Here is a 23884-nt window from a genome sequence, read left to right on the forward strand (position 1 = left end):
GGTAGGATCGGCGGTACGCAAACCCCGCAGGGAAGGCAATACGTGCAGGTCACAAGCGTCGGACACGCAGGATTCCGGATCGACACCGCCGCCGGAAGCATCCTCTGCGACCCCTGGGTCAACCCGGCGTACTTCGCGTCGTGGTTCCCGTTCCCCGACAACAGCACGCTGGACTGGGACGCGCTCGGCGACTGCGACTACCTCTACGTGTCCCACCTCCACAAGGACCACTTCGATCCCGCGCACCTGACGGCGCACGTCAACAAGGACGCCGTGGTGCTGCTGCCGGACTACCCGGTGCCGGACCTACGCCGCGCCCTGGAGGCCCTGGGCTTCCACCGGTTCTTCGAGACCACCGACTCGACCAAGCACCGGGTGAGCGGCCCCAAGGGCGATCTCGACGTGATGATCATCGCCCTGCGCGCCCCCGCGGACGGCCCGATTGGCGACTCGGGGTTGGTCGTCTCCGACGGAGAGACCGTCGCGTTCAACATGAACGACGCCCGGCCCACTGATCTGGAAACCCTGGGCGACCAGTTCGGCCACGTGGACGTGCACATGCTGCAGTACTCGGGCGCCATCTGGTACCCGATGGTCTACGACATGCCGGCGCGGGCCAAGGAGGCGTTCGGCGTCCAGAAGCGTCAGCGCCAGATGGACCGCTGCCGGCAGTACATCGCCCAGGTCGGCGCCACCTGGGTGGTTCCGTCCGCCGGACCGCCCTGCTTCCTCGACGACGACCTACGCGATCTCAACGACGATCACGGCGACCCGGCCAACATCTTCCCCGATCAAGTCGTCTTCCTCGACCAGATGCGCACCCACCGCCACGACCGCGGACTATTGATGATCCCGGGTACGGTTGCGGACTTCACTGCGTCGCAACTCAATTCGCTGATTCATCCGGTCGACGACCCGGAGACGATCTTCACGGTGGGCAAGGCCGCCTACATCGAGGAGTACGCCCGGCGGATGGCACCGGTACTCGCCGCGGCCAAGGCCTCGTGGGCACCCGCCGAGGGCGAACCGCTGCTGGAGCCGTTGCGGGCCAAGTTCGAGCCGATCATGTTGCAGAGCGACCAGATCTGCGACGGCATCGGCTATCCCGTCGAACTCCGAATGGGGCCGGAGTCGGTCGTCCTGGACTTCCCCAAACGCACGGTGCGCGAACCGATCCCCGACGAGAAGTTCCGTTACGGGTTCGAGATCGCGCCGGAGTTGGTCCGCACGGTGCTGCGCGACGACGAGCCGGACTGGGTCAACACGATCTTCCTGTCCACCCGGTTCCGGGCTTGGCGCGTCGGCGGCTACAACGAGTACCTCTACACGTTCTTCAAGTGCCTGACCGACGAGCGCATCGCCTACGCCGACGGTTGGTTCGCCGAAGCGCATGACGACTCGGCGTCGATCACGTTGGACGGCTGGGAGATTCAGCGTCGCTGCCCACACCTCAAGGCAGACCTGTCGAAGTTCGGTGTCGTCGAGGGCACCACGCTGACCTGCAACCTGCACGGGTGGGCGTGGAACCTGACGAACGGCAAGTGCTTGACGTCGAAGGGACACGAGCTGCGGAGCGCCAAGGCGTGAGCGGCGAGGGGACCTACGACGACGGGCTGGTGCAGTTGGATCGTCACGCGATCACCCTGCGGCGGTACCACTTTCCCTCGGGCACCTCGAAGGTGATCCCGCTGCGGTCGGTTCGCGGCTATCAGGTCGAGTCTCTTGGTCTGGCGCTGAACCGCTTCCGCATCTGGGGCAGTTCGGATCTGCGACGCTGGCTGCCACTGGACGTCTGGCGGCCGATCAAGTCGACGATGGTGACCCTCGACGTCCCGGGCACGCGTCCCAGCCCGGCGTGTACCCCGTTGCGCGCCAAGGAATTCGTTGAGTTGCTGGACCGGTTGCTGAAGGACTAAGCCCCCTGGGCGGCGACCCTGGCTCGCTCCCTGAACGAGGCCACCACGCCGCCGTCGACGAGGATGTCGGTGCCGGTGAGATATCCGGCCCTGTCGCTGGCACAGAAGGCGAAGAGTTCGGCCATCTCCTCGGCGTTGCCCCAGCGCGGCACCGCGAAGTCGGCGACGATCGACCCCGCGCCGTTGCGCTCCTCGAGCCTGCCCATCTCGGTGTCCACCGAACCGGGCGAGACGGACACGATCCGATGCCCCCGTGCGTTGAACCGCTCGGCCCGAGATGCGCTGTACCACCGAACGAAACCCTTGCTGACCGCGTAGGCGAAACTGGACCTCGACGCCTCGGGCATGGCGTCGCACGCCGAGCGGACACGAGCCAAGAACGCTTCCTCGTCGTGCAGGGCGAGCGGAAACGCCGCCGTGGGGACGAGTTCCTCGGGAATCAGGGACGCCGCCATCGAAGCCACGTTGACGATCGCCGCCCCCTCTGGCGCACTCTCGTGAAAGGCCTCGCCGACGCGCAGCGTGCCGAGCGCGTTGGTCCTCGTCACGAATTCGGCATCACCCATGCTGGGGCTCACGCCGGCGGTGTGGATGACCGAGACGATCCTTCCGAGACCCGCTGCGGTGGAGAACGTCTCGGCGACCTCCACCCGGTCGGTGACGTCGCATCTGACTGCCGTCACCGCGATGCCCGATCCGCGGAGCGTCGCGGCCGCACGGTCGAGTCGGTCCTGGCGGATGTCGCACAGCACGATCGCGTGCTCCCGACCGACGATTCTCGCCGTGGCCAGACCCATGCCGCCGCCACCGCCGGTGATCACCGCCACCCGAGTCGGCGGCGTCAATGCTTCTCCCGCAGCACGGTCGCCTCGAGCAACCGCTGCACCTGCCGGGTGGCGGCCTTCTCCACCGCCGACCACGCGCGATGACCGGCGGTCGGCGGGCGCCCCGGCCGCACCGACACCACGTCACCCACCCGGACCAGTCCGGGGCGCGTCACGTCGGCGTAGACGCCGAGGAAGCGGTTCGTCCGCTCGGCGAGCTGCCGGGTGATGCGACCGTCGCGGTCCAACCCCCGTTGAGGCCTGGTGGCAACCACGCAGCGGATGGTCGGGATCGTGACGTGCAGTGCGGCTGAACCGATTTCGATGTCACCGCCCACCCACGCCGCCTCGGGGTAGTCGGCGTCCGAGAGCCCGGCGTCGACGAGGACGTTCGGCCGGAACCGCCGTACGTCGTGTGGCGCGTCGTCACCGGCCAGCGACGCCAGGCTCGACGTGCTGAGCACGTGCACGGGCGCCAGGTCGACGAAGGTGCCGGGCGGGGTGGAGAACCTGGCCAGGGTCACGATGTCCTTGGTGCTGAACACCGACGTGTCGGGCAGATCCTCGGTGTCGTCGAGCCCGAAGTCCTTGCGCACCTGCGACGCCCGGAAGTTCGCCAGCGACGTCGACGTCGACATCCGGTGCTGGCTGGTGTCGTCGGCGGGCGGCAGCGCGACCAGTCGCACGTCGCGGCCGGCCAGGTCTGAGAGCAACCCGTGCACCGCGTCGTCGGAACTCGAGCACTCGGTGCCGTCGGGGAAGGTGATCGTCACCTCGGGCACGTCGCCCGGTCCGGCATTCGGGCCCGGGTCGGACACGTAGGCGGCCGAACACCCGAGCAGGGCGGGGATTCGGCGTGCCGACGCGGTGACGCCCTTCTCGAGATCGCGGACCGCCCACAGCCGATCGGCGTGCACGCCGCGCCGGTCGACGCGCACCTCCTCGACCCGCCGGCCGCCCATGGACTTGACCGGGAAACGCCACAACTGCGACACCACGACGTCGGCCATCGGTCCTCCTAGCGGGACGACACCAGTTGGCGCAGTTCGGAATGAACATCGGACTCGGTGTCGTACACCCGCACGATCGCCTCGTCGCCGGGCTGCAGGAACGTGGACTCGCCGAGCTTGGTGTACCGGGTGGCCCCGATCCCGATCAGGACCGTCGACGGATGACCGGCCGCGACCATCAGCGCCCCGACGTCCTCCAGCGGGGTTTCGTCGGCGCCCTTCTGGTTGGCCAACCGCTCGGTGACCCAGTCGAGCAGCACCTCGCCGTAGTAGGAGTAGCCCAGCAGCGGGCTGTCGACGCCGTAGCCGTGTTCGTTGCCGTCGGCGGTGCGCAGATCGCACACCAGGCGCAGGGTCGAGGTCGGACCGTCGGGGGTCAGGTCGCCGATGTCGAAGAACCGCGCGGCCACCCCCTTGGAGGCCGGCCCCCAGTTCTTCTTGTCACTGATCTTGCGGGCACCTGGCCGGCGGATCGAGCAGTCGTTGAAGGCGCCGAGGGCGAACGGCTGCAGCGCCGAGACGGTGTCGCCGTTCCAGCTCACGTGGCACGCCAGCCCGACCTCGGGTTCGATCTGCAGGTTGAGCGGGCTGTCGCTCTCCGGCAGCAGGATGCCGTCGTGAGACAGCGGGAACTGGCCCAGGACGCCGTCCGAACCTGGTGCGTACCAAGGGAAGATGCCCTTCGGCGCCTCGCCCTCGCTGGAGACGTTGACGAAGTCGGCGGCCTCGCCCGCCTGCTCGAGGTGCCCGGCGAAGTTACCGGCCACCCCGAACCCGAACCACGAGTGCATGTCGTCGAGGTCGAGGTCGACCGTCTTGAGATCCGTCACTGGGTCTTCACGGTGTGAGCACCGACCTTCCGACGTAGGGCACCAATGCCTCGGGAACGCGGACACTGCCGTCCGGCTGTTGGTGATTCTCCAGGATGGCGACGATCCAGCGGGTCGTTCCGAGCGTTCCGTTCAAGGTGGCGGCGATCTGGGGCTTGCCGTTCTCGTCGCGGTATCGGGTGGCCAGTCGCCGCGCCTGGAACGTGGTGCAGTTCGAGGTCGACGTCAGTTCCCGGTAGGTCCTCTGGGTGGGCACCCAGGCCTCGCAGTCGAACTTGCGGGCGGCCGATGAGCCCAGATCGCCTGCGGCGGTGTCGATCACCCGGTAGGGCACCTCGATCAGGGCGAGCATCCGCCGCTCGAGGTCCAGCAGCCGCTGATGTTCGGCCTCGGCGTCCTCGGGCTTGCAGTAGACGAAGGCCTCGACCTTGTCGAACTGATGCACGCGGATGATGCCGCGGGTGTCCTTGCCGTAGCTGCCGGCTTCGCGGCGGAAGCACGACGACCAGCCTGCATAGCGCAGGGGCCCGTCGGAGAGGTCGAGGATCTCGTCGGAGCGATAGCCCGCCAGCGGCACCTCCGAGGTGCCGACGAGATACATGTCGTCGGCCTCGAGGTGGTAGATCTCCTCGGCATGCGACCCGAGGAAACCGGTGCCCGACATCACCTCTGGGCGCACCAGTACGGGCGGGATGACCAGCGTGTGGTCGTTCTCCGTCGCGAGCTTGACCGCGAGTTGCATGATCCCGAGCTGCAGCAGCGCGCCGTACCCGGTCAGGAAGTAGAAGCGCGAGCCGGAGACCTTGGCCCCGCGCTCCATGTCGAGCAGACCCAGCGACTCGCCGAGTTCCAGATGGTCCTTCGGATCGTCGATGGCGGGCGGTTCCCCAACGGTGTCGAGCACCACGAAGTCGCTCTCACCGCCGGCCGGCACCCCGTCGAGGATGACGTTCGAGATCGCCATGTGCGCGGCCGTGAAGGCGGCCTCGGCGGCGGCCTGCTCCACTTCGGCGGCCTTGACCGCCTCGGCAAGCTCCTTGGCCCGGGCCAGCAACGCCGGGCGATCCTCGGCGGAGGCGGCCCCGACGGCCTTGCTCGCCGCCTTCTGCTGGGCCCGCAGGTCGTCGGCGGTGGAGATCGACGAGCGCCTCGTCGCGTCGGCGGCGAGCAGCACGTCGACGAGGGCGGGATCCTCACCCCGCGCCCGTTGCGACGCGCGGACCCGGTCGGGATCTTCACGTAGCAGCTTGAGGTCGATCACGAAGGAAACCCTACGTTCGGCGGCTCGTTCCACCGACGCCGGGGCACAACCACATAACGTTACAACTGCATCTCTTGTCACACGACTTGGCTCGCCTGTCACAATGGACCGGATGTTGGATGCACCCCATGACGCCGAACCGCGCGCAGACGAGGCCGCAGCGCCGTCGCGCCGACCGGCGTGGTGGCAAAGTCTGCAGGCCGAGTCCACGCGGCGAGCCCTACTGCTGACGGCCCTCGGCGGCCTTCTGATCGCCGGCGTGATCACCGCGATCCCCGGTGGTGACCGCAGCGGCCTCCCCGTCGGACTCAACGCCGGCGCCACCGCACTGGGCGGCGGCTCTCGCGGCAACGCCACGTTCGACGACGCCGTCCGTGGCACCTGCCTGAACTGGCCCGAGCAGGTACCCGACGCCGCGCAGATCGTGGACTGCAAGGACGAGCACCGCTTCGAGGTCGCCGACCGCATCGACATGAGGACCTTCCCGGGCACCGAATACGGCCCCGACGCCGCCCCGCCGAGCGAGGCGCGCATCCGTCAGATCAGCCAGGAACAGTGCCAGGCCGCGGCGCGGCAGTACCTCGGGGCGAAGTACGACCCCAACGGCCGGTTCAGCGTCAGCCTGGTCTGGTCCGGCGACAAGGCGTGGCGCCAGGCCGACGAGCGCCGCATGCTGTGCGGCCTGCAGCTGGCCGGTCCCGACGGTCACCAGCTCGCCTTCACCGGCAAGGTCGCCGACAACGACCAGTCGAAGGTGTGGCCCGCAGGCACGTGCCTCGGCATCGACCCGGCCACCAACCAACCCACCGACATCCCGGTCGACTGCGCGAAGCCGCACGCCATGGAGGTCACCGGCGCGGTCGACCTCGCCGGAAAGTTCCCCGGACCCGTGCCGCCGGACGGCGATCAGGACCAGTTCGTCAAGGACGCGTGCACGAAGATGACCGATGCGTACCTCGCGCCGGTGGCGCTCCGCAAGACCACCCTCACGCTCATCTACAGCACGATCTCGCTGCCCAGTTGGACCGCCGGCAGCAAGCAGGTGTCCTGCAGCATCGGCGCGACGCTCGGCAACGGCGGTTGGTCGACCCTGCTGAACAGCGCCAAGGGACCGTTGCTGATCAACGGGCAGCCCCCGGTCGCCGTCCCGGACATTCCGGAGGAGCGGCTGGACCTGCCGCCGATCCCGCTGCCCTCGGTGGACACCTCGTCGCAGACGTCGTCGCAGATCGACCTCAGCGACCAGGGCAGTTCGAGCAGCAGCTCCAGCAGCTCGGGCAACCAGGGCAACGACCACATGCCTGGTCAGCAGCAAGCCACGCAGACGCAGAGCACGCAGACCGAGAGCACCTCGACCTCGGGCGCGCCGCCTCCGCCGCAGGGCAACACGTTCCTCAACGGTCCGCCCCCTCCGCCTGCTGCGCCAGGACCGCAGGGCGACGGCGGTCTGCCACCGCAGGACGGCCCGCCACCGCCACCGCCCGCGGGAGACCCGGCCGCGCCGCCCGCACCCGTGATTCCGGTCGTCCCGGGCCCACCGCCCGGGCAGTAGCGGCGATGGCCGTCCAGATGAGCTCGCAGAGGTTCGACGAGCTCGTGTCCGACGCGCTCGACGAGATCCCGCCTGCCCTGGCGAAGGCGATCGACAACGTCGTCGTCCTGGTCGAGGACCGCCACCCGGAGGAGCCCGACCTCCTGGGCCTCTACGAGGGGGTGGCGCTGACCGAACGCGACTCGACCTACTTCGGCTCGCTGCCGGACACGATCACGATCTATCGCGAGGCCTTGCTCGACATCTGCGACACCGAGGGTGACGTCGTCGACGAGGTGACCGTGACCGTCATCCACGAGATCGCCCACCATTTCGGCATCGACGACGAGCGGCTCCACGAACTCGGTTGGGCCTGAACCACTTCGGGGGCGAGCGGAGCGACGGGGGGTTTACCGGGCGCGTTGACCGGGTGTCGTCGGTGGGCGGTGCTACAACTGAGGCATGTCGGATGTCTGTCGCGAGTGTCGGGAGGACCTCGAACACTGCCACGGCACCCTCGTGCACCACTTTCCGTCCACCGCCTCGTTCCACGTCGAGTGCACCGAGGACTGCGGCATGGCCGACGGCCTGCACTCCTTCAGCGTCGACTGCGAGGCGGTCGGATGCACGTGCGGGGTGACGATCGTCGCGTCCGCGGCTTCCTGAGCCCGGTCAGCCCATCGGATCGGCGTCGTGCGCCGAGTCGTCGACCGGATGCTCGACCGGTTCGAACGGCGGCGTGTGCGGGCCCCACTGCAGACAGCTCCACCGGCCGTCGGTGATCGGACTCAACACGACGCACTCGGTGTTGGCGAGGTGATGTTCGATGGCGAAACCCGGGTCGACGCCCGCCAGTGCAGCGCCGACCAGCCGGATCGCGGCGCCGTGGCTGACCACCACGATGTCGCCCACCCAGGCATGGTCGTCGAGGAAGCGCAGCCGTAGCTGGTTGATCACCGGGACGTAGCGGTCCAACACGTGCTGAGCGCTCTCACCGCCGGGCATGGAGATGTCGAGCTCGCCGTTCTGCCACAGCCGGTAGATGCCGTTGAACTCCTCGTGCGCATCGTCGTCGCTGCGGTCCTCGAGATCACCGGCCTGCACCTCGTGGATGCCGTCCAGCTCGACGGCGTCCAAGCCGAGGTGTTCGCCGATCTCGGTGGCCGTCTCGATCGCGCGCAGCGCCGTGGAGTGCGCCAACAGCCCGACGGGACGTTCGAGGGATCGGGCGAAGGCCCGCGCCTGATCGTGCCCCAGGTCGGTCAGCGCCGCGCCGGGAGGCCGGGTGTCGAGCCGGCGGGCGACGTTGCCATGCGACTGGCCGTGGCGGACGAGGATCAGTCGACCGGTCATCGGGTGCGCCCCTCTCGCAGTGCGGCCAACCACTCGGATGCCTCGTCGGTGACCGGCGGTGTCGCACCGACGGCGGTGCCCGTCGACCATGAACCCAGATATCTCACGTCCGCACAACGTCTGTGGAGCGCGCGAAGTGCCTCGGCGACGGGATCGTCGTCGACGTGTCCCACGCAGTCGAGGAAGAAGAAGTACGTGCCCAGCTCGACGCGGGTCGGCCGCGACTCGATGCGGACCAGGTCGATGTCGCGGATGGCCAGTTCGGTCATCGCCGCGACCAGCGCGCCCGGCACGTTGTCCAACCGCAGGACCACCGACGTGCGGTCCGCGCCCGTACGCGCCGGCGGCGGAGCCGGGGGCCCGACCAGGACGAATCGCGTTCTGGCATTCGGTTCGTCGACGACGCCGTCGGCCAGTGTGGCCAGTCCGAGCCGCCGGGCGGCCAGCGCCGTGCTGACGCCGGCGTCGGCCCGAGCGTCGGCGACGTCGTGGGCCGCGGCGGCGTTGGACGTGGTCGGCACGGTGCGGGCGTCGGGAAGGTGTTCGGCCAGCCACCGCTTGACCTGTGCCGCGGCGACGGGAAAGGCCGCGACGGTCCGGACGGCCGACGCGGGGGTGCCGGGGCGGACGGCGATGCTGAACGCGACGTCGAGGGTGTGCTCGGCGAAGATCTGCAGCGGCGTGCCCGCGGCCAGGCTGTCCATCGTCGGGACGACCGAGCCCTCGATGGAGCTCTCGATCGGGGCGCAGGCGTAGTCGGCGGCCCCGCTGCGTACGGCGGCCAGGGCGCCGTCGGCGCTGTCGCGGGGAACCGGCTCGACCTGGGACGGGTCGGGAATGACGCCGGCCTCGGCCATCTGCAGCAACGCCGCCTCGGTGAAGGTCCCCTCAGGACCCAGGTAGGCGACGCGTGGCACGGGGTCAACCCTATCGGCAGCCGACGCCGCGCCAGGAGAACCACGTCGTGAACACTTGCACCGCCCAGTGAGGCTAGCCTAAGTTAGGGTTACCTCACTCGACGGAAGGCAGGCGCGATGCTCGGCGACGCGACGACAGGAACCGCCATGGTGGCACCCACGACGGCCGAACGCATACGAAGCGCGTGCGCTCGCGGCGGGAGCGCCATCCTGGCCACCGACGGCGTCGACCCAACCTCCACACCCGTGCATCATCTGCTCGACGACGGGTCGTTCGCCGTCATGGTGCCCGCCGGGGGACCAATGGCCGCGATGTCGGTCGCCGCGGGTGCCGCCGGCGTGCAGGCGGTGCTGGAGATGACCGACTACGCGCCGCTGCCCCTGCGCGAACCGGTGCGGTCGTTGGTGTGGATCAGCGGCAGGCTGTTCGACGTCCCTGCACCCGGCCTGTCCGGACTGCTCGACCTCATCGCCGAGAAGAATCCCAATCCCGCTCTGCTGCAGGTCAACACCGACGCCGAGGGGGCCGACACCGCCTACACCCTGGTGCGGCTCGAGATCGACTCCGTGGTGGTGGCCGACTCGACCGGAGCCGAGTCGGTGGATGTCGGCGCCCTCCTCGACGCCCGACCCGATCCGTTCTGCGCCATGGAGTCCGGATGGCTGCAGCACCTCGAGTCGGCCCACCGCGAGGTGGTCGACCGCCTGGCCAATCGGCTGCCGGCCGCGCTGCGACGCGGTCACGTCCGGCCGCTGGCGCTGGACCGCTATGGCGTCCAGCTCCGCGTCGAGGCCGAGGACGGCGACCACGACGTCCGGCTGCCCTTCGCCAAGCCGGTCGACGACGTCCCCGGACTCAGTCAGGCCATTCGCATCCTGATGGGTTGTCCCTTCCTCAACGGGTTGCGCGCCCGCCGGATCTGACGGCACGAGCTCCGATCGGGCCGGGCGGCTACCGTAGCTCCGGTGACGGGCCCGACCGACGACCTCCTGCCCGATCCCGGCAAACGAGAGATCCGCCTCGAGATCGCCGTCGTCCTGGCCGTCACCTTCGGGCTGTCCGCCTACACGGCACTCGTCAGTCTGATCGAAGCCGTCCTGCTCGGCCTCTCGGGTCAGAAGGTGACGCTGAACCGCAGGCTGTCGCCGATCGACCTCATCAACTTCGCGCTCAACCTGGCCTCGGTCTTCCAGCTGATCGCCTGGGGACTGCTCGGCCTCTACCTGTTGTGGCGCAGCGGATACGGGCCCAGCAGCGTCGGCCTCGGCCGGTTTCGCTGGCGTCCGGACCTGCTGGGCGGGCTCGGCCTCGCGGCGCTCATCGGCATCCCCGGTCTGGCCCTCTACGTCGCAGGGCGCGCGCTCGGCATCGGGGTGGCCGTCGTGCCGTCCGAACTCGGCGACACGTGGTGGCGCATTCCGGTCCTCCTGGCAGTGGCGTTCGCCAACGGCTGGGCCGAGGAGGTCGTCGTCGTCGCGTTCCTCATGACGCGGCTGCGGCAGCTCGGCCTCTCCCCTGCAGTCGTGCTGGTGGCCTCGAGCCTGCTGCGTGGCGCCTATCACCTCTACCAGGGGTTCGGCGCGGGCGTCGGCAACATCGCGATGGGCCTCGTATTCGGCTACGTCTGGCGGCGAACCGGTCGACTGTGGCCGCTGATCGTGGCGCACGGCCTCATCGACGCGGTCGCCTACGTCGGATACGCGTTGCTCGCCGGACACCTCGGTTGGCTGGGGATCAAGCCCTGACCTCGGGCGTCGAGGGCACGTACATTCAGACCGTGAGCGAGAACCGGCCGCCCGATCCGCGGCGACCCCGGCCACCGCAGGAGGCGTCGCAGGTCATCCGCCGCGATCCGAGCTACCGGCCGCCGCCGAGACGACCGCCCGACGCCACCCAGCCGATCGCCCCGCCGAGGCAGCGACCCGCGCCACTCCCACCGCCGCGCCGGCCTCCCCCGCCGCGTCGACCGGTGCAAGCGGCACCGCCACCCACGATCGCACCCCCGGCCCGCGCACCCAGAGTCCGCGCACCCAAGCGCAGGCGGCATTGGGGCCGCATCCTGATGACGGTCGTTCTGCTGGCAGTCGCGGCGACGGTCGGCGCCGCCGTCTGGGTCGACACGTCGCTTCACCGCGTGCCCGCCCTCACCGCGCTACCCGACCGTCCCCCCGCCGACAGCGGCACCACCTGGCTGCTGGTCGGCTCCGACAGCCGCCAGGGGCTGACCGACGAGCAGCAGTCCGAACTCGCCACCGGAGGAGACCTCGGCAACGGTCGCACCGACACGATCCTGCTGGTCCACGTGCCCGGTCTGGGATCCGACGTGCCGACCACGATGGTGTCGATCCCGCGCGATTCCTACCTGCCGATCCCCGGCTTCGGTGAGGACAAGGTCAACGCGGCGTTCGCGCTCGGCGGGGCGCCGTTGCTGGCGCAGACCGTCGAACAGGCCACCGGGCTGCGGCTCGACCGTTACGCCGAGATCGGCTTCGACGGTTTCGCGACCATGGTCGACGCCGTCGGCGGGGTGACGATGTGCCCGTCGGAACCAATCGACGATCCGCTCGCGGGCGTCGACTTGGCCGCCGGTTGCCAGAAGCTCGACGGCCGCAACGCGCTGGGATACGTCCGATCCCGGGCCACACCGCGCGCCGACCTGGACCGGATGACCCACCAGCGCGAGTTCATGGCGGCACTGATGCAACGTGCGAGCAGTCCGGCCGTCCTGTTCAACCCCCTGCGCTGGTATCCGATGACGCACGCGGCGTCCGGCGCGGTCACGGTCGACACCGGCGCGCACGTCTGGGACCTGGCGCGGCTCGCGTGGGCACTGCACGGCAAGGTCACCACCACCACCGTGCCGATCGGCGAGTTCACCAGCAGCGACTCGGGTTCGGTCGTGGTGTGGAACACCGACGCCGCCACCCGGCTGTTCCACGCGATGGCCACCGATGCCGCGGTGCCCCAGGACGTTCTCGACGCGGCCACCGGTTAGCCGACCCTTTGTTTGCCGGGGTACTTAGCAAACCCGCGTCGAGCGCCGTCGTGCTCGGCGGGTCGATTAGGGCAACCTCGCCTTAATTAGTCAGACCTTTGATGACAGTGGTCCTTGACCTGCACTAGCGTCATCGCCATGAGCGAATCTGCCACCCACGAGACCAAGTTCCACCACCTGCTACAGGAGCAGATCCGCATGGAGTTCACCGCTTCGCAGCAATACACCGCGATCGCCGTTCACTTCGACGCCGCCGATCTCCCCCAACTCGCGAAGCACTTCTACGCTCAGGCCCTCGACGAGCGCAACCACGCGATGATGCTCGTCCAGTACCTCATCGACCGCGACGTCGAGGTGGAGATCCCCGGCACCGACGCGGTGCGCAACGCGTTCACCACGCCGACCGAGGCGCTGCGCCTCGCGCTCGAGCAGGAGCGGACCGTCACCGAGCACATCAGCCGCCTCGCCGCCGTCGCCCGTGACGAGCACGACTACCTCGGCGAGCAGTTCATGCAGTGGTTCCTCAAGGAACAGGTCGAGGAAGTCGCGCTGATGACGACTCTGGTCCGGGTCAGCGAGCGCGCCGGTGCCGACCTCTTCCACCTGGAGGACTTCGTCGCCCGCGAGATCGGCGCCGAAGAGGCCGACGCGACCGCTCCCAAGGCCGCCGGCGGCAGGCTCTAAGCGCCGTCCGGCCGGGCCTCGGTCAACCCGTTCTGCAGCCAGTCCTTGGTGCGGCCCGGGTGATTGGTGGCTACCCACGCCACCCCGACCTCGCGGCAGTAGCGCACGTCCTCGTAGTGGTCCACGGTCCAGCAGTACAGCGCCCTGCCGTGGGCAGCGGCCCGGTCGACGAGTTCGGGGTGCTCACGCAGCGTGGCGATCGACGGTCCCACCGCGGTGGCGCCGACCGTCGTCGCCGCGCTGCCGCCCAGGTAGCGCGACGTGTCACCCAGCAGCACCGTCGGCAGCATCGGTGCCGCCCGGCGGATCCGCCACACCGCGGCCGCCGAGAAGGAGATCACCACGGCCCGGGAGAGATCAGCCGACGCTGGTGACGCGATGCCGTAGCGGTGCAGCAACGCCAGCACCTTGCTCTCCACCAGTGCGCCGTAGCGGACGGGGTGCTTGGTCTCGATGAAGATCTTGACCGGCCGGTTCCAGTCCAAGACCAGCCCGAGCAGGTCGTCGAGGGTCAGCAGCCCCGTCTCGCCTTGCCCGCCCTCGGCGGTCGCGCTGGAATGCCAAGCGCCATAATCGAACTCACGCAATTCGGCGAGCGTCATGTCGCTCACCAGACCGGTGCCGTTCGACGTTCGGTCGATGCGCCGGTCGTGGACGCACACGAGGTGACCGTCGCGCGTGAGGCGCACGTCGCACTCGACGCCGTCGGCGCCTTCCTTCAGCGCAAGCTCGTAGGCCGCGACGGTGTGCTCGGGGCGTTCTGCCGATGCGCCCCGGTGCGCCACCACGAACGGGTGGCCGCCCACTGCCCCGTCGGCCGAAGTCATGTGCTGATGATGCCCGATGCCGCCGGTTGCTTCTGGTCCGGCTCCGCGTGAGTCGCGGTTTCGGCTTCGTCGTCGAGCGGCTCGGGGTCCGCGGGGGGTTCCGGTGACGGCGTGGAGTCGTTCCGAGGGCCGTCGGCGACGACCACCCAGCGCTTCGTGGGCCGCTGGTCGACGCCGGGAGAATGCTCGAACCCCTGGTACATCCGCACGGTCAACAGCAGAGCGGCGAGTGCGGCCAGGTAGGCAATCGTGATGGCGACCGTGTTGTTGGCGATGCCTTGGGAATCGGTGGTGAAGCTCGTCGCGAACGAGAACGCCGACACCAGGAAGCTGACCCACCACGCGCACCACCACACCACGATCGGGGTGCGCAGCCAGGACAGCCGCCCCTCGACTCTGGCGAGCTCCAGGACGAACACCGGCGCCCAGACGAGGTTGACCACGGGCACCAGACAGCACACCCAGAGCTGCCACGCGGGACGCGGATCCTCGGCGCCATGCGCGGCGTAGGTGCTCGCGCGCCGAACGATCAGCCAGTTGGTCAGCACCACGGTGGTGGCGATCAACGCGAAGAACACCAGCACGCTGGCGGCGACCCCGGCCCAGGTGGCCGCGCCGGCCACGATCGGGTTGAGCAACCGGGAGCGGTTCCACAGCAGCAATGCATAGTTCGCGAGGTGGACGACCACGGCGAACACCAACGCCAGAAGGGTGATCACCACGGTGGGCTGAACCATGCGGGTGGACGTCCTGGGCGGCTCGGCCGCCGCCGCGGGCGCCGGCGGGTCGAACCGGTCCTGCAGACCCCACCGGGGGATCACCGCGTACCTGGGCGTCGGCCCCAGGGGGCGAGACGTGCGACGGGGAGGCGGCGGCGCTCCCGGCCGCACCGCGATCCAGCGGTAGCCGGCGGGCAGACGTTGCGACGGACCGGCGGCCCCCGGCTTGGACGCATCGGACCGGGCCGCCCACTGCGGCGCCTGCTCGGTGGTCGGCGGCAGGAGCGAGCCCTGACAGCGCGGGCACCAGACGCGCTGACGGTCGCGGACGTTCCACCGCGTGCCGCACCGCGAACAAACCTGGATCACGCGACCAGCCTACGGTTCCTCAGACGCTGCCCGCTGAGCCGTCGTCTGTGACGACCGCTCGCCCGGCCGCGGCCCACGCCGCCATCCCGCCCGCGACGTTCTGCGGCTCGTAGCCGTTGCGCGCCAGCCATTGGGACACCCGCATCGACCGCCCGCCGGCGTGGCACACCACGTACAGCGTCGCGTCGGGGTCGATCTCGCCGACGCGCGCCGGCACGTCACCCATGGGGATGTGCTGGGCGCCCTGCACGTGCCCTCGCTGCCATTCGTCGTCCTCGCGGACGTCGAGGAGCACCACCGACTCGTCGAAGGTCTCGGGGACGTCGGCGATCTGGACCTCTCCGACCGTGTCGTCAGTCACTGCCCACTCCTTGCTCGTCGCGGCTTCGGATGCCTCAATGCTGGCACGGTGTCGTCAGCAATCAGAGGCCTATCCACAGTTTCCACAGGTTCATGCACAGGGGTCGAAACTCCCCGACCCCGGCTGACCCGGGCCGTTCGCCGTCGCCCCCGCGTCCCCTGTGGACAACTCGCGTTCGCGGCGTCGAACGATCAACAGGATTCGACCCGTCGAGCGAAAAAGCACGTGCAGCTAACCATCGAACTCAGGTCCCGCCACCGATTTCTATCGCCCCTCGACGAGGGGCTATGATCGCCATCACTAACCTCCGTTGTGACTGATCTCACTGGGGTACAACATTGATCGCGCAGGTCAGGAGCTGTTGATGGCATCGCATCCACTGGGGCCAGGAGCCGTACCACCGTCGGAATGGCACACGTCTGCACACGTGTACACACACAGCCATCTGATGGCGTGCCTGCGGGCCGGCCTAATCGCACTCGCCCTGCTCGGCGTGCTCGCCCTCATCGTGCTGACCTGACGTCGACCATCCACTCGGCCCATGACGAAGGCCGGCCCTGCGCACAGTGCGCGGAGCCGGCCTTCGTCGTAGGTGGTGATCAGGCGGGCGGGTACACGCCCATGTCCTTGGCCTTCTCGGTCTGCCAGAAGATGTCGGAGATCTCGTCGATGGTCTTGAGCAACTTCTCGGCGACGGCCACGTCGGTGGACTTCTTCACGTCGCCCGCGCCGTGCACACCGTCCCAGAAGAGCTGGTGCAGGTTCGGGAACTGCTCGAAGTGGTCCTTGGTGAAGAAGTCGGCCCACAGCACCATCAGATGATGCTTGACCTCTTCGGCGCGCTGTTCCTTGATGATGATGGCGCGAGTCTTGAAGTGCTCGTCATCGGAGTCGTGGAACTTCTTGAGCGTCTTGAGGCAGGACAACGCCTCGATCTTGGCCTGGGCCGGATCGTAGACACCGCAGTAGAGGTCGCAGTGAGCGTGGGCGGAAGTTGCGTTGGGTAAGAGTCGAGGAAGCATGTGTCCAACTTACCCTTTGGGCATGAGCGGCAATCAAGCTCCGCGAAGCTGGCCCCTGCGAATCTTTCGCGTCGAGGGTGAGTCGATGCGTCCGACCCTGCGCCCCGGCGAGTGGCTGCTGGCCCTTCGCGACGGCCGCGAGCCCCGACGCGATCAGATCAGGGTGTTCCGCGACCCGACGAAGTCCACCCGCTGGCTCGTCAAGCGGGTCGGCGACGTACAGCCGTCGTCGCACGGCGCGGTCTTCGAGGCGCGCTCGGACAATCCGCGGGCACGCTACGCGTCCGACTCCCACGACTTCGGACCGGTCAGAGCAGAGGGCTCCTACCGCGTCCTGTGGCGCTCGGCCGGGCGCCGGGCGCGCTGACGGGGTTCGGTGTCGGTTGTGTTACTGGCAGTCGTGTCCTCTTGCGTGCCAACGGTCAGCTGCCGCAAACTTCCGTGATCGACCCACAGCCGTGTCGGGCGGCAACCCTGCGCACCGATCGGAGGCGAGGATGGACACCGGATCCCATGGGGCCATCGAAGTCGCACCATTCCACTCGGGTGGATCACTGAAGGGTTTCGTCGTCTCGGGCCGGTGGCCGGACTCGACGAAGGAGTGGGCCCAACTGCTGATCGTGGCGGTGCGCGTCGCGTCGCTGCCCGGGTTGCTCTCCACGACGACCATCTTCGGCGTCCGCGAGGAGCTGCCTGACGAGCCTGCGCCGGGAACCGTCGGACTGGTCATGGCCGAGGGCACCGTGGTGGGCGACGCCGCGATCCCGCCGGGCTACTTCGCCAGCCGCCAGCCGCCAGCGCTGTTGATGCTGCATCCCCCGTCGGAGACGATGCCGTCGCTTCCCGAGTGCGCGGGCGCAGCCTCGGGATGCGTACTCCTCCCCGGTCTCCCACACCTGGGTCTCGACCACCGGGCGGCGTGGGTGGAGGCCGAATCCGACGGCACCATCACCTCGATGGTCAGCAGGGTCGGAGTCGACCCGATCACGCATCCCGACACGGCCGTCTTGGCCATGCTGCTTGCGGCTTAGCGCCTCCGCGTCGCTCTCGAGGGCCGCCTCCGCACGTCTTTGATGCGTGATTCGTCGACCGCTGGGACGGAAGCGACCATTGGCTACTGTCAGTCCGGCGAGCCCCGCGGCGAAGTCCGCGTGACTGCGTCGCGGACTGACGTGCGCGAAGGCGGGCACGGTAGCTAGGTTTGCGTCGCGCGGTCGATTTCAGGAGCAAATCACCGATGCCGTCGATGGCTCGCGAACCCCGGATTGCCCGGGCCGCAGACCTGGTCCCGCTATTTGGCGACGAGCGCACCGGTACATAGGGCAAAACAACTCACGCGTCATTTTTGGCTTAGCGGCGATGCAGTCCGCCGCGGCGGGGTCCTCGGATAACTGCTGCTAGACAGCACAGGGAAGGGTAGTACCGTGGGGTGGGAACGACTTTAGGGTGGTTTGCACTTGGTTGTCGGCTGAAGTCTCGCTACGATGATCAGCAAATACGCCTCAAGGGACGCCCGCTCGTAACGCTAAGTGGAGGACAGATCGATGAGCATGACTTTTTCAGCCAGGCTGAACCGCCTATTCGACACCGTCTACCCCCCTGGCCGTGGTCCCCATACGTCGGCTGAAGTCATTGCCGCGTTGAAGGCCGAGGGTGTGACGATGTCCGCGCCGTACCTGTCGCAGCTGCGATCGGGCAACCGCACCAACCCCTCGGTGGCCACCATGGCCGCGCTGGCCAACTTCTTCCGGATCAAGCCGGCGTACTTCACCGACGACGAGTACTACGAGAAGCTCGACAAGGAACTCACCTGGCTGGCGAGCATGCGCGACGAGGGCATCCGTCGCATCGCGGCTCGCACCGTGGGGCTCTCGCCGGAGGCTCAGCAGGACCTCTTCCAGAAGGTCGACGAACTGCGACGCCAAGAGCACCTCGACGACTAGGACCACGCCGACTCAGCTCGAGGTGACGCTGACTCTCTTCTCCAGCGTTCGATACTGATCGGCGATGGCCAGGATCCACTCGCGATCCGAATACGACGGCGGCTGGCGTAGCCAATGCGGTCCGGGGAATTTGGCGTCCGCTTCGTCCCCGGGATTCTCCCGCCCGGCGTCGACCCATTCCGCTATGCGTAGGGCTTGATCCTCCGGGTCCACGTCCGGTGAGTCCATGCTGGCGTCGTCGGAGTCCGCCCCGACGACCTCGCCGCCCAGCGCACGAGTGGCCTCCAGGTAGAGCGCGTCGGAGATCATCGACATCTGTTCGGCGACCCGGAACAGCAACGGTCCACGGGGTCGCACCCCGATGCCGACGTTCGGGTGCCTGCGGCTGAGCTCCTCGAGCAGGGGTTGGATGACGCGCAGTTCGTGCCGCGCCCCGAACCAGTCCTCCACGCTCGGGAGCAGCGATCCGCTGGCCACGACGAGCATCGCGCAACCGAGAAGTGTCGCCGCGGCCCCCACACCAATGAATTCGGTGGTGCCCACGGCCCGCAACAGGAAGAACGCGCTGGCCAGCACCATCAGCGCCACCCCGACGGTGAACACGAACAGCGCCCGCCCGCGTCGAGTGCGGTTGGAGTGACGCATGCCGGCCCAGGCGACCAGGGTCAGCGCGAGCATGACGTAGAGCAGCGGCAGCAGCCACGACACCGTCATCGCACCGGATCCCAGGTTTCGACGCAGGTACTCCTGCGGTGCCATCTCGGGCTGCTGCGCGGAGGTGAAGAACGCCACCAACGTCAGCGCCGCGATGAGGGTGGCGATCCCGTATTGGACGACGGCGATGCGACGAATCGTCGCCGGGGTGCGTTCGGAGGCCGCTGAGGTGATCATCACGCAGCTTCCAGCGGCACAGGAGATCAGCGCGACCTGGCTGAGCACGGTGGACACGTTTGGCCACCGGACCAGGGTGTCGATCAACAGCGTCAGCGGCTCCCAGTTGAGGGCGGCGACCAACCCCAGGCTGCCGAGCGCGAGGATCATCGCCGCGCTGACCAGAGACTGCTTGTTGACGAGTGCCCAGCCGATGCGCAAGCCGGTTGCCAGTCCGAGGAGACCGGCGATCACCCAGATGATCAACCAAACGCCTCTCCGAGGCGCACCTGCACGATGGACGCGCGGTCCGACGGCAGCCGGCCCAGCCGATAGATGAGCAGTGCGGCGAAGTCCTCGGCCTCTTGCTCGAGGTCCTCACCGCTGGGACCCATGCATCCGGTCCGCTGGTTCAGCATGTACCCGATCAGGTCGGAGCTCGCGAACTCGGTGTGGTCCCGGGCCGCCTCCACCACCGAGATGCCCTCGTGGCCGAGGACGAGGTGGCCCAGCTCGTGGGCCAGGGTGCGGTCTCCGGCGGGCAGGCCCTGCTGGATCAGGAAGACGTCGCGGTCGGCGTACTGGCGCCACTGGCCGCACACCCCCGACGGCAGGTCCGCCATCTTCAGCTCGATGGGCCGGCCGCGACTCTGCGCCACCGATTCCACGAGACGTGGGAGGGACACCTCGCCTCGCCGGGGCGCGAGGTCGAGAACCTCATTGACGGCGCGCGTGACGCGACGACTGGCTGGCATTCGAACCCCCTCTCGTTGACTCCACTATCCCCGTCCTTTCCCACTCAAGCCGTGTGAATCGGTCAACCCATGAATCGAGCGGTGCCGTGGGCGCGAACGGCACGTCCGGCGCGGGCCTGTCGGAACCCGAGCACACCGCCGGCAGCGGTGAGCGCGACGATGCCCGCGGCGCCCGGCACCGCGATCGCGGCGATGTCCGTGACGCGTGCCGTGCGCAGGTAGTCGCCGTAACCGGCTCGGTAGGTCGCGGGCATCGCGCCGTTGCCGGCGCTGAACGCCGGCGGGCTGGGTTCTCGCACCCGTGGTGGCGGGGCAACCTCGGGTCCCCCGCCGGTGGGACGCGGCGCCGACGGCCCCGAGCCCGCCCCGCTTGCAGCCGTTCCGCCGCCGCCCGCTCCTACGCCGAGCGGTGCGACGACGGCCGGGAGCGTGATGGGGACCAGCGGCAATTGCGCTGCGGGCGTGGACGATCCGCCGACGACGTCGCCGGCCGGGTCGACCGGGACGACGGGCAGCGCGGGCGATCTCGGGATGCCGACACCGCGAGGCGGTGTTCCGATGGTGGCGCCGCCGTGGTTGCCCGTGCCGCCACCTGCGCCCGTACCCGGCGGCAGGCCGGGGCCTGGCGGGTTCGGCCAGCACCAGTGCCACCAGGACGGCCACCACGCCCATCCCGGATGGTCTTCCGGGTCGTCGACCGTCACCGTTTGGCCGGGCGGCACCGGGGCGCCGGTGGTGGTGGGGGTCGGTCGTGCAGTGGACGTCTCGGGGGCGCGACTGGGCTCGGTACCGCTGCGCGGCGCCCCACCTCGGCCGTCGCCGACCGGGGACGTGGGCTTGGTCGCGCTCGCCGTCGAGCCGGCACTCGACCCGGCACCGGGCGGCGGGGTCGCCGAGGGTTCGGCCGGGGAATCGGAGGCGGCACCGCTCGTCGGCCCGGCCGGCGCCGCACCCGCGTCCTCGCCGTGGGAGGTATCGGGCTCGGCCAGGGCCAATGCGGCGCCTGCTCCGCTGAGCAGCAACCCGGTCGCGACCACGCATGCCGCCGCGGCGATGCGAACACGCTGGGCCACGTGCAGATTCTCGCACGAGTCGTGGTCGCCGTTTGCTGAGTTTCGCGGGGTGTGCGGCCTGGACCGGGGCCGGAACGGGGGCTCCCGGTCATCGGCATTAGTGTTGGCGGCACCAGCGCACCCACGAGCGCCAGATCACGACGAAATGACCGGGAGGCAGCCGGGATGGGCCTGTTCAGACGGCGCAAGAGCCGCGCGACTCGGCGTGCCGAGGCCAAGGCCATCAAGGCCAAGGCGAAACTCGAGGCGCGCCTCTCCGCGAAGAACGAAGCGCGGCGCATCAAGGCCGACGCCCGACGCCAGGTCAAGACCATGAAGGCCGGTCTCAAGGCGCAGCGGGCCAGCGACCGCACCGCACTCAAGGTGGCCGAAACCCAACTGAAGGCGGCCCGCGAGGGCAAGCTGCTGTCGGCGTCGCGCATCCGCCGGGCGTTGACCGTGTCGCGGATGCTGGCGCCGATCGTGGTGCCGATCGCCTACCGCGTCGCGATCGCCGCGCGCGGGTTCGTCGACGAGCGGCGGGCCGACCGGCTGGGCGTCCCGCTCAGTCAGGTGGGCCAGTTCTCCGGTGCCGGCGGAGCGTTGTCGGCCCGCATCGCCAGCGCCGAGCAGACGCTGACACAGGTCGCGGCCAAGAAGCCGAAGGACGCCGAGACCAAGCAGTTCACGTCCGCGGTGACCGACCGCCTGCGCGACCTCTCCGCCGCGGTGACCGCCGCGGAGAACATGCCGACGCCTCGACGCAAGGCCGCGCACGCCGCGATCAGCGAGCAGTTGGACGGAGTCGACGCGGATCTGATGGCGCGCCTCGGAGTGGTCTGATCGAGCGCCAGTCCCGTCGTCGGCGTACCCCGCCGGCTGCCCGCCTAGCTGGGGCGGCGGCCGGGGCGGTGACGGCGGCGCTGGCGGTGGCCGCGCATGGCGTCGCCGGTGGTGGCCTGCCGTCGGGACCTACCGCAGCCGTGCTGGCATTGCTCTCGGCCACCCTTGGAACCCTGGTGGCGACCGTGCGCGACGCCGTCGACTTCCGGGTGCTCGTCGCGGTCCTGTCCGCCGGTCAGCTCGTCGGCCACGTCCTGCTGAGCTCGAGCGGCCACGCCCACTCGGCGGCCGGTGGGGCGCCGCCGCTGCCGATGCTCTGCGCCCATCTGGTCGCGGTAACGCTCGGCGCCGCCCTGATCTCGGCTGGCGGACGTCTGGCCGCAGCGCTGTCGCGGGTGACGGTCGCCGCGGCCCGCGTCGTGCATCTCCCCGTCGCCGCACCGGCCCCGTCGCCGGTCGACGGCGCCGATCAACCCCTTCAGTCCGCACGCCTCCTGTCGGCGTCGTTGTCGCATCGTGGTCCACCGGTCGTCGTCTAACCGACCGAACGACCCCTCCGACCTACGAAGGCACAACCACATGAGATCCATTCACCGGGCGTCCTCGCGCGCCCTCATCACGACCGCCGCCACCGCCGCAGTCATGTCCACCGCGCTACTGACCGGTTCGGCAACGGCCTCCGCGCACGTCCACGTCGACGCCGACGGCGCAGCACCGGGCAGTACCTCGGTGCTGACGTTCCGCGTCCCGGGCGAATCCGAAACAGGCGCTCTGACAACACAATTCAGCGTGACGCTGCCCAACGTCGCCTCGGCACGCACCGAGGTCATGCCCGGGTGGACGGCCCGATTGGACCGCGACGCCGCCGCCGGCACGGTCCGGTCGGTCACCTGGACGGCCGCACCGTCGGTCGGCATCTCACCCGACCAGTTCGCGTTGTTCAACGTCTCGGTGACCCTGCCGAACCAACCGACGGTGACCCTGCCGGCCACCCAGACCTACTCGGACGGCACCGTCGTGCGGTGGGACCAGCCACCTCTGCCGGGAGGCGGCGAGCCCGAACACCCCGCACCGGAACTGAAGCTGACCGGCGCCCCGGCCGGTGGCGACGACGACCACGGATCACCGGCCGCACCCACGGTTGCGGCCACCGCGGAGCCGACCGCCGCCGCGGCTCCGGCGCCGGCCCGGCCGGACGACACCGCACGGTGGTTGGCCGGAGGCGCGCTGGTGCTCGCCGCCGTGGGGTTCGTCGTGGCGTTGACCGGACGCCGCCGGACGTGATCCGGCGGTTGGCGGCCACCGCCTTGATGGGAATCGCACTCGCGACGGCCGCGCTGGCCGGGGCCGGTGTCGCGTCCGCCCACGCCATTCGCGTGGCCGCCGATCCGGCACCGGACAGTTCCGTTGCCGCCGGACCGGCGCGGGTCAGCGCGACGTTCAACGAACGGCTGCAGACCGACTTCGCGGCGATGACGGTCGTCGGGCCGGACGGCAACCTCTGGTCGACGGGGCAGGTCCAGGTACAGGGCCCCGTGGCCAGCGTCGCGCTGCTGCCACTGGGCCCGACCGGCAGCTACACCGTCAACTACCGCGTCACCTCCGCCGACGGTCACGTGGTCAGCGGCGCGTGGTCGTTCACCCTGACGGTGGCCGGCACCGGCTCGCCCGGGCCGAAGGTCGGCGGTTCGTCCGACGCGTCGGACGGGGTGCCGGTCTGGCCGTTCGTGGCCCTGGCGGCGGCCATCGTCGGTGCGGGGGCGTGGCTGGCGGTGCGGCGGCGCGCGTGACCCGATGTCGA

The 23884-nt window shown here is 69.4% G+C and carries 30 protein-coding genes; 17 read left to right on the plus strand and 13 right to left on the minus strand.

Features of this window, described 5'->3' with window-relative positions:
• The first annotated feature begins 42 nt into the window (after nucleotides 1-42).
• Together ABZ195_RS22270 and ABZ195_RS22275 are read left to right on the plus strand one after the other, a co-directional pair.
• Nucleotides 43-1587, plus strand: a complete 1545-nt coding sequence (locus ABZ195_RS22270) for a Rieske 2Fe-2S domain-containing protein (protein WP_355221594.1) — start codon at nucleotides 43-45, stop codon at nucleotides 1585-1587.
• Nucleotides 1584-1916, plus strand: coding sequence for a hypothetical protein (locus ABZ195_RS22275; protein ID WP_355221596.1), 333 nt, complete (start codon nucleotides 1584-1586; stop codon nucleotides 1914-1916). The genes ABZ195_RS22270 and ABZ195_RS22275 overlap by 4 nt, the downstream gene beginning before the upstream one ends.
• On the opposite strand, the gene ABZ195_RS22280 is transcribed toward ABZ195_RS22275, so the two are convergent.
• Genes ABZ195_RS22280 through serS form a run of 4 tightly spaced genes read right to left on the minus strand, consistent with a single transcriptional unit; the run spans nucleotide 1913 to nucleotide 5841 of the window.
• Nucleotides 1913-2761 carry an SDR family oxidoreductase gene (locus ABZ195_RS22280; protein ID WP_355221598.1) on the minus strand — a complete coding sequence of 283 codons (849 nt, stop codon included), beginning with the start codon at nucleotides 2759-2761 and terminating at the stop codon, nucleotides 1913-1915. The genes ABZ195_RS22275 and ABZ195_RS22280 overlap by 4 nt on opposite strands.
• Nucleotides 2758-3750: an MOSC N-terminal beta barrel domain-containing protein gene (locus ABZ195_RS22285; protein WP_355221600.1), complete on the minus strand. Its 993-nt coding sequence runs from the start codon at nucleotides 3748-3750 to the stop codon at nucleotides 2758-2760. Before ABZ195_RS22285 ends, ABZ195_RS22280 begins: the two co-directional genes overlap by 4 nt.
• 8 nt (nucleotides 3751-3758) lie before the next feature.
• Nucleotides 3759-4541 carry a DUF5718 family protein gene (locus ABZ195_RS22290; protein ID WP_355221679.1) on the minus strand — a complete coding sequence of 261 codons (783 nt, stop codon included), beginning with the start codon at nucleotides 4539-4541 and terminating at the stop codon, nucleotides 3759-3761.
• 46 nt (nucleotides 4542-4587) lie between these two features.
• Entirely contained in the window at nucleotides 4588-5841 is a 1254-nt protein-coding gene (gene serS / locus ABZ195_RS22295) for a serine--tRNA ligase (RefSeq protein WP_355221602.1), read from the minus strand.
• 103 nt (nucleotides 5842-5944) lie between these two features.
• Between serS and ABZ195_RS22300 the strand changes: the two genes are divergently transcribed.
• From ABZ195_RS22300 to ABZ195_RS22310, 3 genes are all read left to right on the plus strand, one after another.
• Nucleotides 5945-7393 (plus strand): septum formation family protein, encoded by a 1449-nt coding sequence (locus ABZ195_RS22300; RefSeq protein WP_355221604.1) that lies wholly within the window; start codon nucleotides 5945-5947, stop codon nucleotides 7391-7393.
• 5 nt (nucleotides 7394-7398) lie between these two features.
• Nucleotides 7399-7749, plus strand: coding sequence for a metallopeptidase family protein (locus ABZ195_RS22305; protein WP_355221606.1), 351 nt, complete (start codon nucleotides 7399-7401; stop codon nucleotides 7747-7749).
• Nucleotides 7750-7834: 85 nt separating this feature from the next.
• A complete protein-coding gene (locus tag ABZ195_RS22310; protein WP_355221608.1) occupies nucleotides 7835-8038 on the plus strand; it encodes a hypothetical protein in 204 nt (67 codons plus the stop codon).
• Nucleotides 8039-8044: 6 nt separating this feature from the next.
• Here ABZ195_RS22310 and ABZ195_RS22315 read toward each other — a convergent pair whose 3' ends face one another.
• Both ABZ195_RS22315 and pheA read right to left on the minus strand, forming a co-directional pair.
• Nucleotides 8045-8725: a histidine phosphatase family protein gene (locus ABZ195_RS22315; protein ID WP_355221610.1), complete on the minus strand. Its 681-nt coding sequence runs from the start codon at nucleotides 8723-8725 to the stop codon at nucleotides 8045-8047.
• Entirely contained in the window at nucleotides 8722-9642 is a 921-nt protein-coding gene (pheA, locus tag ABZ195_RS22320; RefSeq protein WP_355221612.1) for a prephenate dehydratase, read from the minus strand. The genes ABZ195_RS22315 and pheA overlap by 4 nt, the downstream gene beginning before the upstream one ends.
• Before the next feature lie 147 nt (nucleotides 9643-9789).
• Here pheA and ABZ195_RS22325 point away from each other — a divergent pair, with 147 nt between their 5' ends.
• The 4 genes from ABZ195_RS22325 (at nucleotide 9790) to ABZ195_RS22340 (ending at nucleotide 13322) form a co-directional block, all read left to right on the plus strand.
• Complete coding sequence (locus tag ABZ195_RS22325; RefSeq protein WP_355221614.1) at nucleotides 9790-10566, plus strand: DUF2470 domain-containing protein; 777 nt, start codon at nucleotides 9790-9792, stop codon at nucleotides 10564-10566.
• Between the two features lie 42 nt (nucleotides 10567-10608).
• On the plus strand, nucleotides 10609-11388 hold the full coding sequence (locus ABZ195_RS22330) for a CPBP family intramembrane glutamic endopeptidase (protein WP_355221616.1): 780 nt from the start codon (nucleotides 10609-10611) through the stop codon (nucleotides 11386-11388).
• Nucleotides 11389-11420: 32 nt separating this feature from the next.
• The gene (locus ABZ195_RS22335) at nucleotides 11421-12638 is read left to right on the plus strand and encodes an LCP family protein (protein ID WP_355221618.1); all 1218 of its coding nucleotides are present in this window, start codon (nucleotides 11421-11423) and stop codon (nucleotides 12636-12638) included.
• A 138-nt stretch (nucleotides 12639-12776) separates the two neighbouring features.
• Nucleotides 12777-13322 (plus strand): ferritin-like domain-containing protein, encoded by a 546-nt coding sequence (locus ABZ195_RS22340; RefSeq protein ID WP_355221619.1) that lies wholly within the window; start codon nucleotides 12777-12779, stop codon nucleotides 13320-13322.
• On the opposite strand, the gene ABZ195_RS22345 is transcribed toward ABZ195_RS22340, so the two are convergent.
• The 3 genes from ABZ195_RS22345 to ABZ195_RS22355 are packed head-to-tail and all read right to left on the minus strand — an operon-like array spanning nucleotide 13319 to nucleotide 15598.
• Nucleotides 13319-14149, minus strand: a complete 831-nt coding sequence (locus tag ABZ195_RS22345) for a glycerophosphodiester phosphodiesterase (RefSeq protein ID WP_355221621.1) — start codon at nucleotides 14147-14149, stop codon at nucleotides 13319-13321. The genes ABZ195_RS22340 and ABZ195_RS22345 overlap by 4 nt on opposite strands.
• Nucleotides 14146-15237: a DUF4328 domain-containing protein gene (locus tag ABZ195_RS22350; RefSeq protein WP_355221623.1), complete on the minus strand. Its 1092-nt coding sequence runs from the start codon at nucleotides 15235-15237 to the stop codon at nucleotides 14146-14148. The genes ABZ195_RS22345 and ABZ195_RS22350 overlap by 4 nt, the downstream gene beginning before the upstream one ends.
• 19 nt (nucleotides 15238-15256) lie before the next feature.
• On the minus strand, nucleotides 15257-15598 hold the full coding sequence (locus ABZ195_RS22355) for a rhodanese-like domain-containing protein (protein ID WP_355221625.1): 342 nt from the start codon (nucleotides 15596-15598) through the stop codon (nucleotides 15257-15259).
• 364 nt (nucleotides 15599-15962) lie between these two features.
• Between ABZ195_RS22355 and ABZ195_RS22360 the strand changes: the two genes are divergently transcribed.
• Nucleotides 15963-16118 (plus strand): hypothetical protein, encoded by a 156-nt coding sequence (locus tag ABZ195_RS22360; RefSeq protein ID WP_185934890.1) that lies wholly within the window; start codon nucleotides 15963-15965, stop codon nucleotides 16116-16118.
• Nucleotides 16119-16197: 79 nt separating this feature from the next.
• Here ABZ195_RS22360 and sodN read toward each other — a convergent pair whose 3' ends face one another.
• Nucleotides 16198-16620 carry a superoxide dismutase, Ni gene (gene sodN, locus ABZ195_RS22365; protein WP_355221627.1) on the minus strand — a complete coding sequence of 141 codons (423 nt, stop codon included), beginning with the start codon at nucleotides 16618-16620 and terminating at the stop codon, nucleotides 16198-16200.
• A gap of 22 nt (nucleotides 16621-16642) precedes the next feature.
• On the opposite strand from sodN, the gene ABZ195_RS22370 reads away from it, so the two are divergent.
• The 3 genes from ABZ195_RS22370 to ABZ195_RS22380 all read left to right on the plus strand — a co-directional run bounded on the left by ABZ195_RS22370 (nucleotide 16643) and on the right by ABZ195_RS22380 (nucleotide 18563).
• Nucleotides 16643-16987: a S24/S26 family peptidase gene (locus ABZ195_RS22370; RefSeq protein ID WP_355221629.1), complete on the plus strand. Its 345-nt coding sequence runs from the start codon at nucleotides 16643-16645 to the stop codon at nucleotides 16985-16987.
• Nucleotides 16988-17117: 130 nt separating this feature from the next.
• Nucleotides 17118-17651 (plus strand): peptidase, encoded by a 534-nt coding sequence (locus ABZ195_RS22375; RefSeq protein WP_149479948.1) that lies wholly within the window; start codon nucleotides 17118-17120, stop codon nucleotides 17649-17651.
• Between the two features lie 513 nt (nucleotides 17652-18164).
• On the plus strand, nucleotides 18165-18563 hold the full coding sequence (locus ABZ195_RS22380; protein ID WP_355221631.1) for a helix-turn-helix transcriptional regulator: 399 nt from the start codon (nucleotides 18165-18167) through the stop codon (nucleotides 18561-18563).
• Between the two features lie 12 nt (nucleotides 18564-18575).
• Here ABZ195_RS22380 and ABZ195_RS22385 read toward each other — a convergent pair whose 3' ends face one another.
• From ABZ195_RS22385 to ABZ195_RS22395, 3 genes are all read right to left on the minus strand, one after another.
• Nucleotides 18576-19700 carry a hypothetical protein gene (locus tag ABZ195_RS22385; RefSeq protein ID WP_355221633.1) on the minus strand — a complete coding sequence of 375 codons (1125 nt, stop codon included), beginning with the start codon at nucleotides 19698-19700 and terminating at the stop codon, nucleotides 18576-18578.
• Nucleotides 19697-20188, minus strand: coding sequence for a DUF955 domain-containing protein (locus ABZ195_RS22390; RefSeq protein WP_355221634.1), 492 nt, complete (start codon nucleotides 20186-20188; stop codon nucleotides 19697-19699). The genes ABZ195_RS22385 and ABZ195_RS22390 overlap by 4 nt, the downstream gene beginning before the upstream one ends.
• A gap of 62 nt (nucleotides 20189-20250) precedes the next feature.
• Nucleotides 20251-21261 carry a hypothetical protein gene (locus ABZ195_RS22395; protein ID WP_355221636.1) on the minus strand — a complete coding sequence of 337 codons (1011 nt, stop codon included), beginning with the start codon at nucleotides 21259-21261 and terminating at the stop codon, nucleotides 20251-20253.
• A 165-nt stretch (nucleotides 21262-21426) separates the two neighbouring features.
• On the opposite strand from ABZ195_RS22395, the gene ABZ195_RS22400 reads away from it, so the two are divergent.
• The 4 genes from ABZ195_RS22400 (at nucleotide 21427) to ABZ195_RS22415 (ending at nucleotide 23873) form a co-directional block, all read left to right on the plus strand.
• Nucleotides 21427-22083, plus strand: a complete 657-nt coding sequence (locus tag ABZ195_RS22400; protein ID WP_355221638.1) for a DUF6474 family protein — start codon at nucleotides 21427-21429, stop codon at nucleotides 22081-22083.
• A 68-nt stretch (nucleotides 22084-22151) separates the two neighbouring features.
• Complete coding sequence (locus ABZ195_RS22405; RefSeq protein ID WP_355221640.1) at nucleotides 22152-22622, plus strand: hypothetical protein; 471 nt, start codon at nucleotides 22152-22154, stop codon at nucleotides 22620-22622.
• Between the two features lie 103 nt (nucleotides 22623-22725).
• Nucleotides 22726-23367, plus strand: coding sequence for a YcnI family protein (locus ABZ195_RS22410; RefSeq protein WP_355221681.1), 642 nt, complete (start codon nucleotides 22726-22728; stop codon nucleotides 23365-23367).
• Nucleotides 23367-23873, plus strand: coding sequence for a copper resistance CopC family protein (locus tag ABZ195_RS22415; protein ID WP_355221683.1), 507 nt, complete (start codon nucleotides 23367-23369; stop codon nucleotides 23871-23873). Before ABZ195_RS22410 ends, ABZ195_RS22415 begins: the two co-directional genes overlap by 1 nt.
• The last annotated feature ends 11 nt before the right edge of the window (nucleotides 23874-23884 follow it).

It is taken from the genome of Mycobacterium sp. NPDC006124, from assembly GCF_040614235.1.
Taxonomy (GTDB): Bacteria; Actinomycetota; Actinomycetes; order Mycobacteriales; family Mycobacteriaceae; genus Mycobacterium.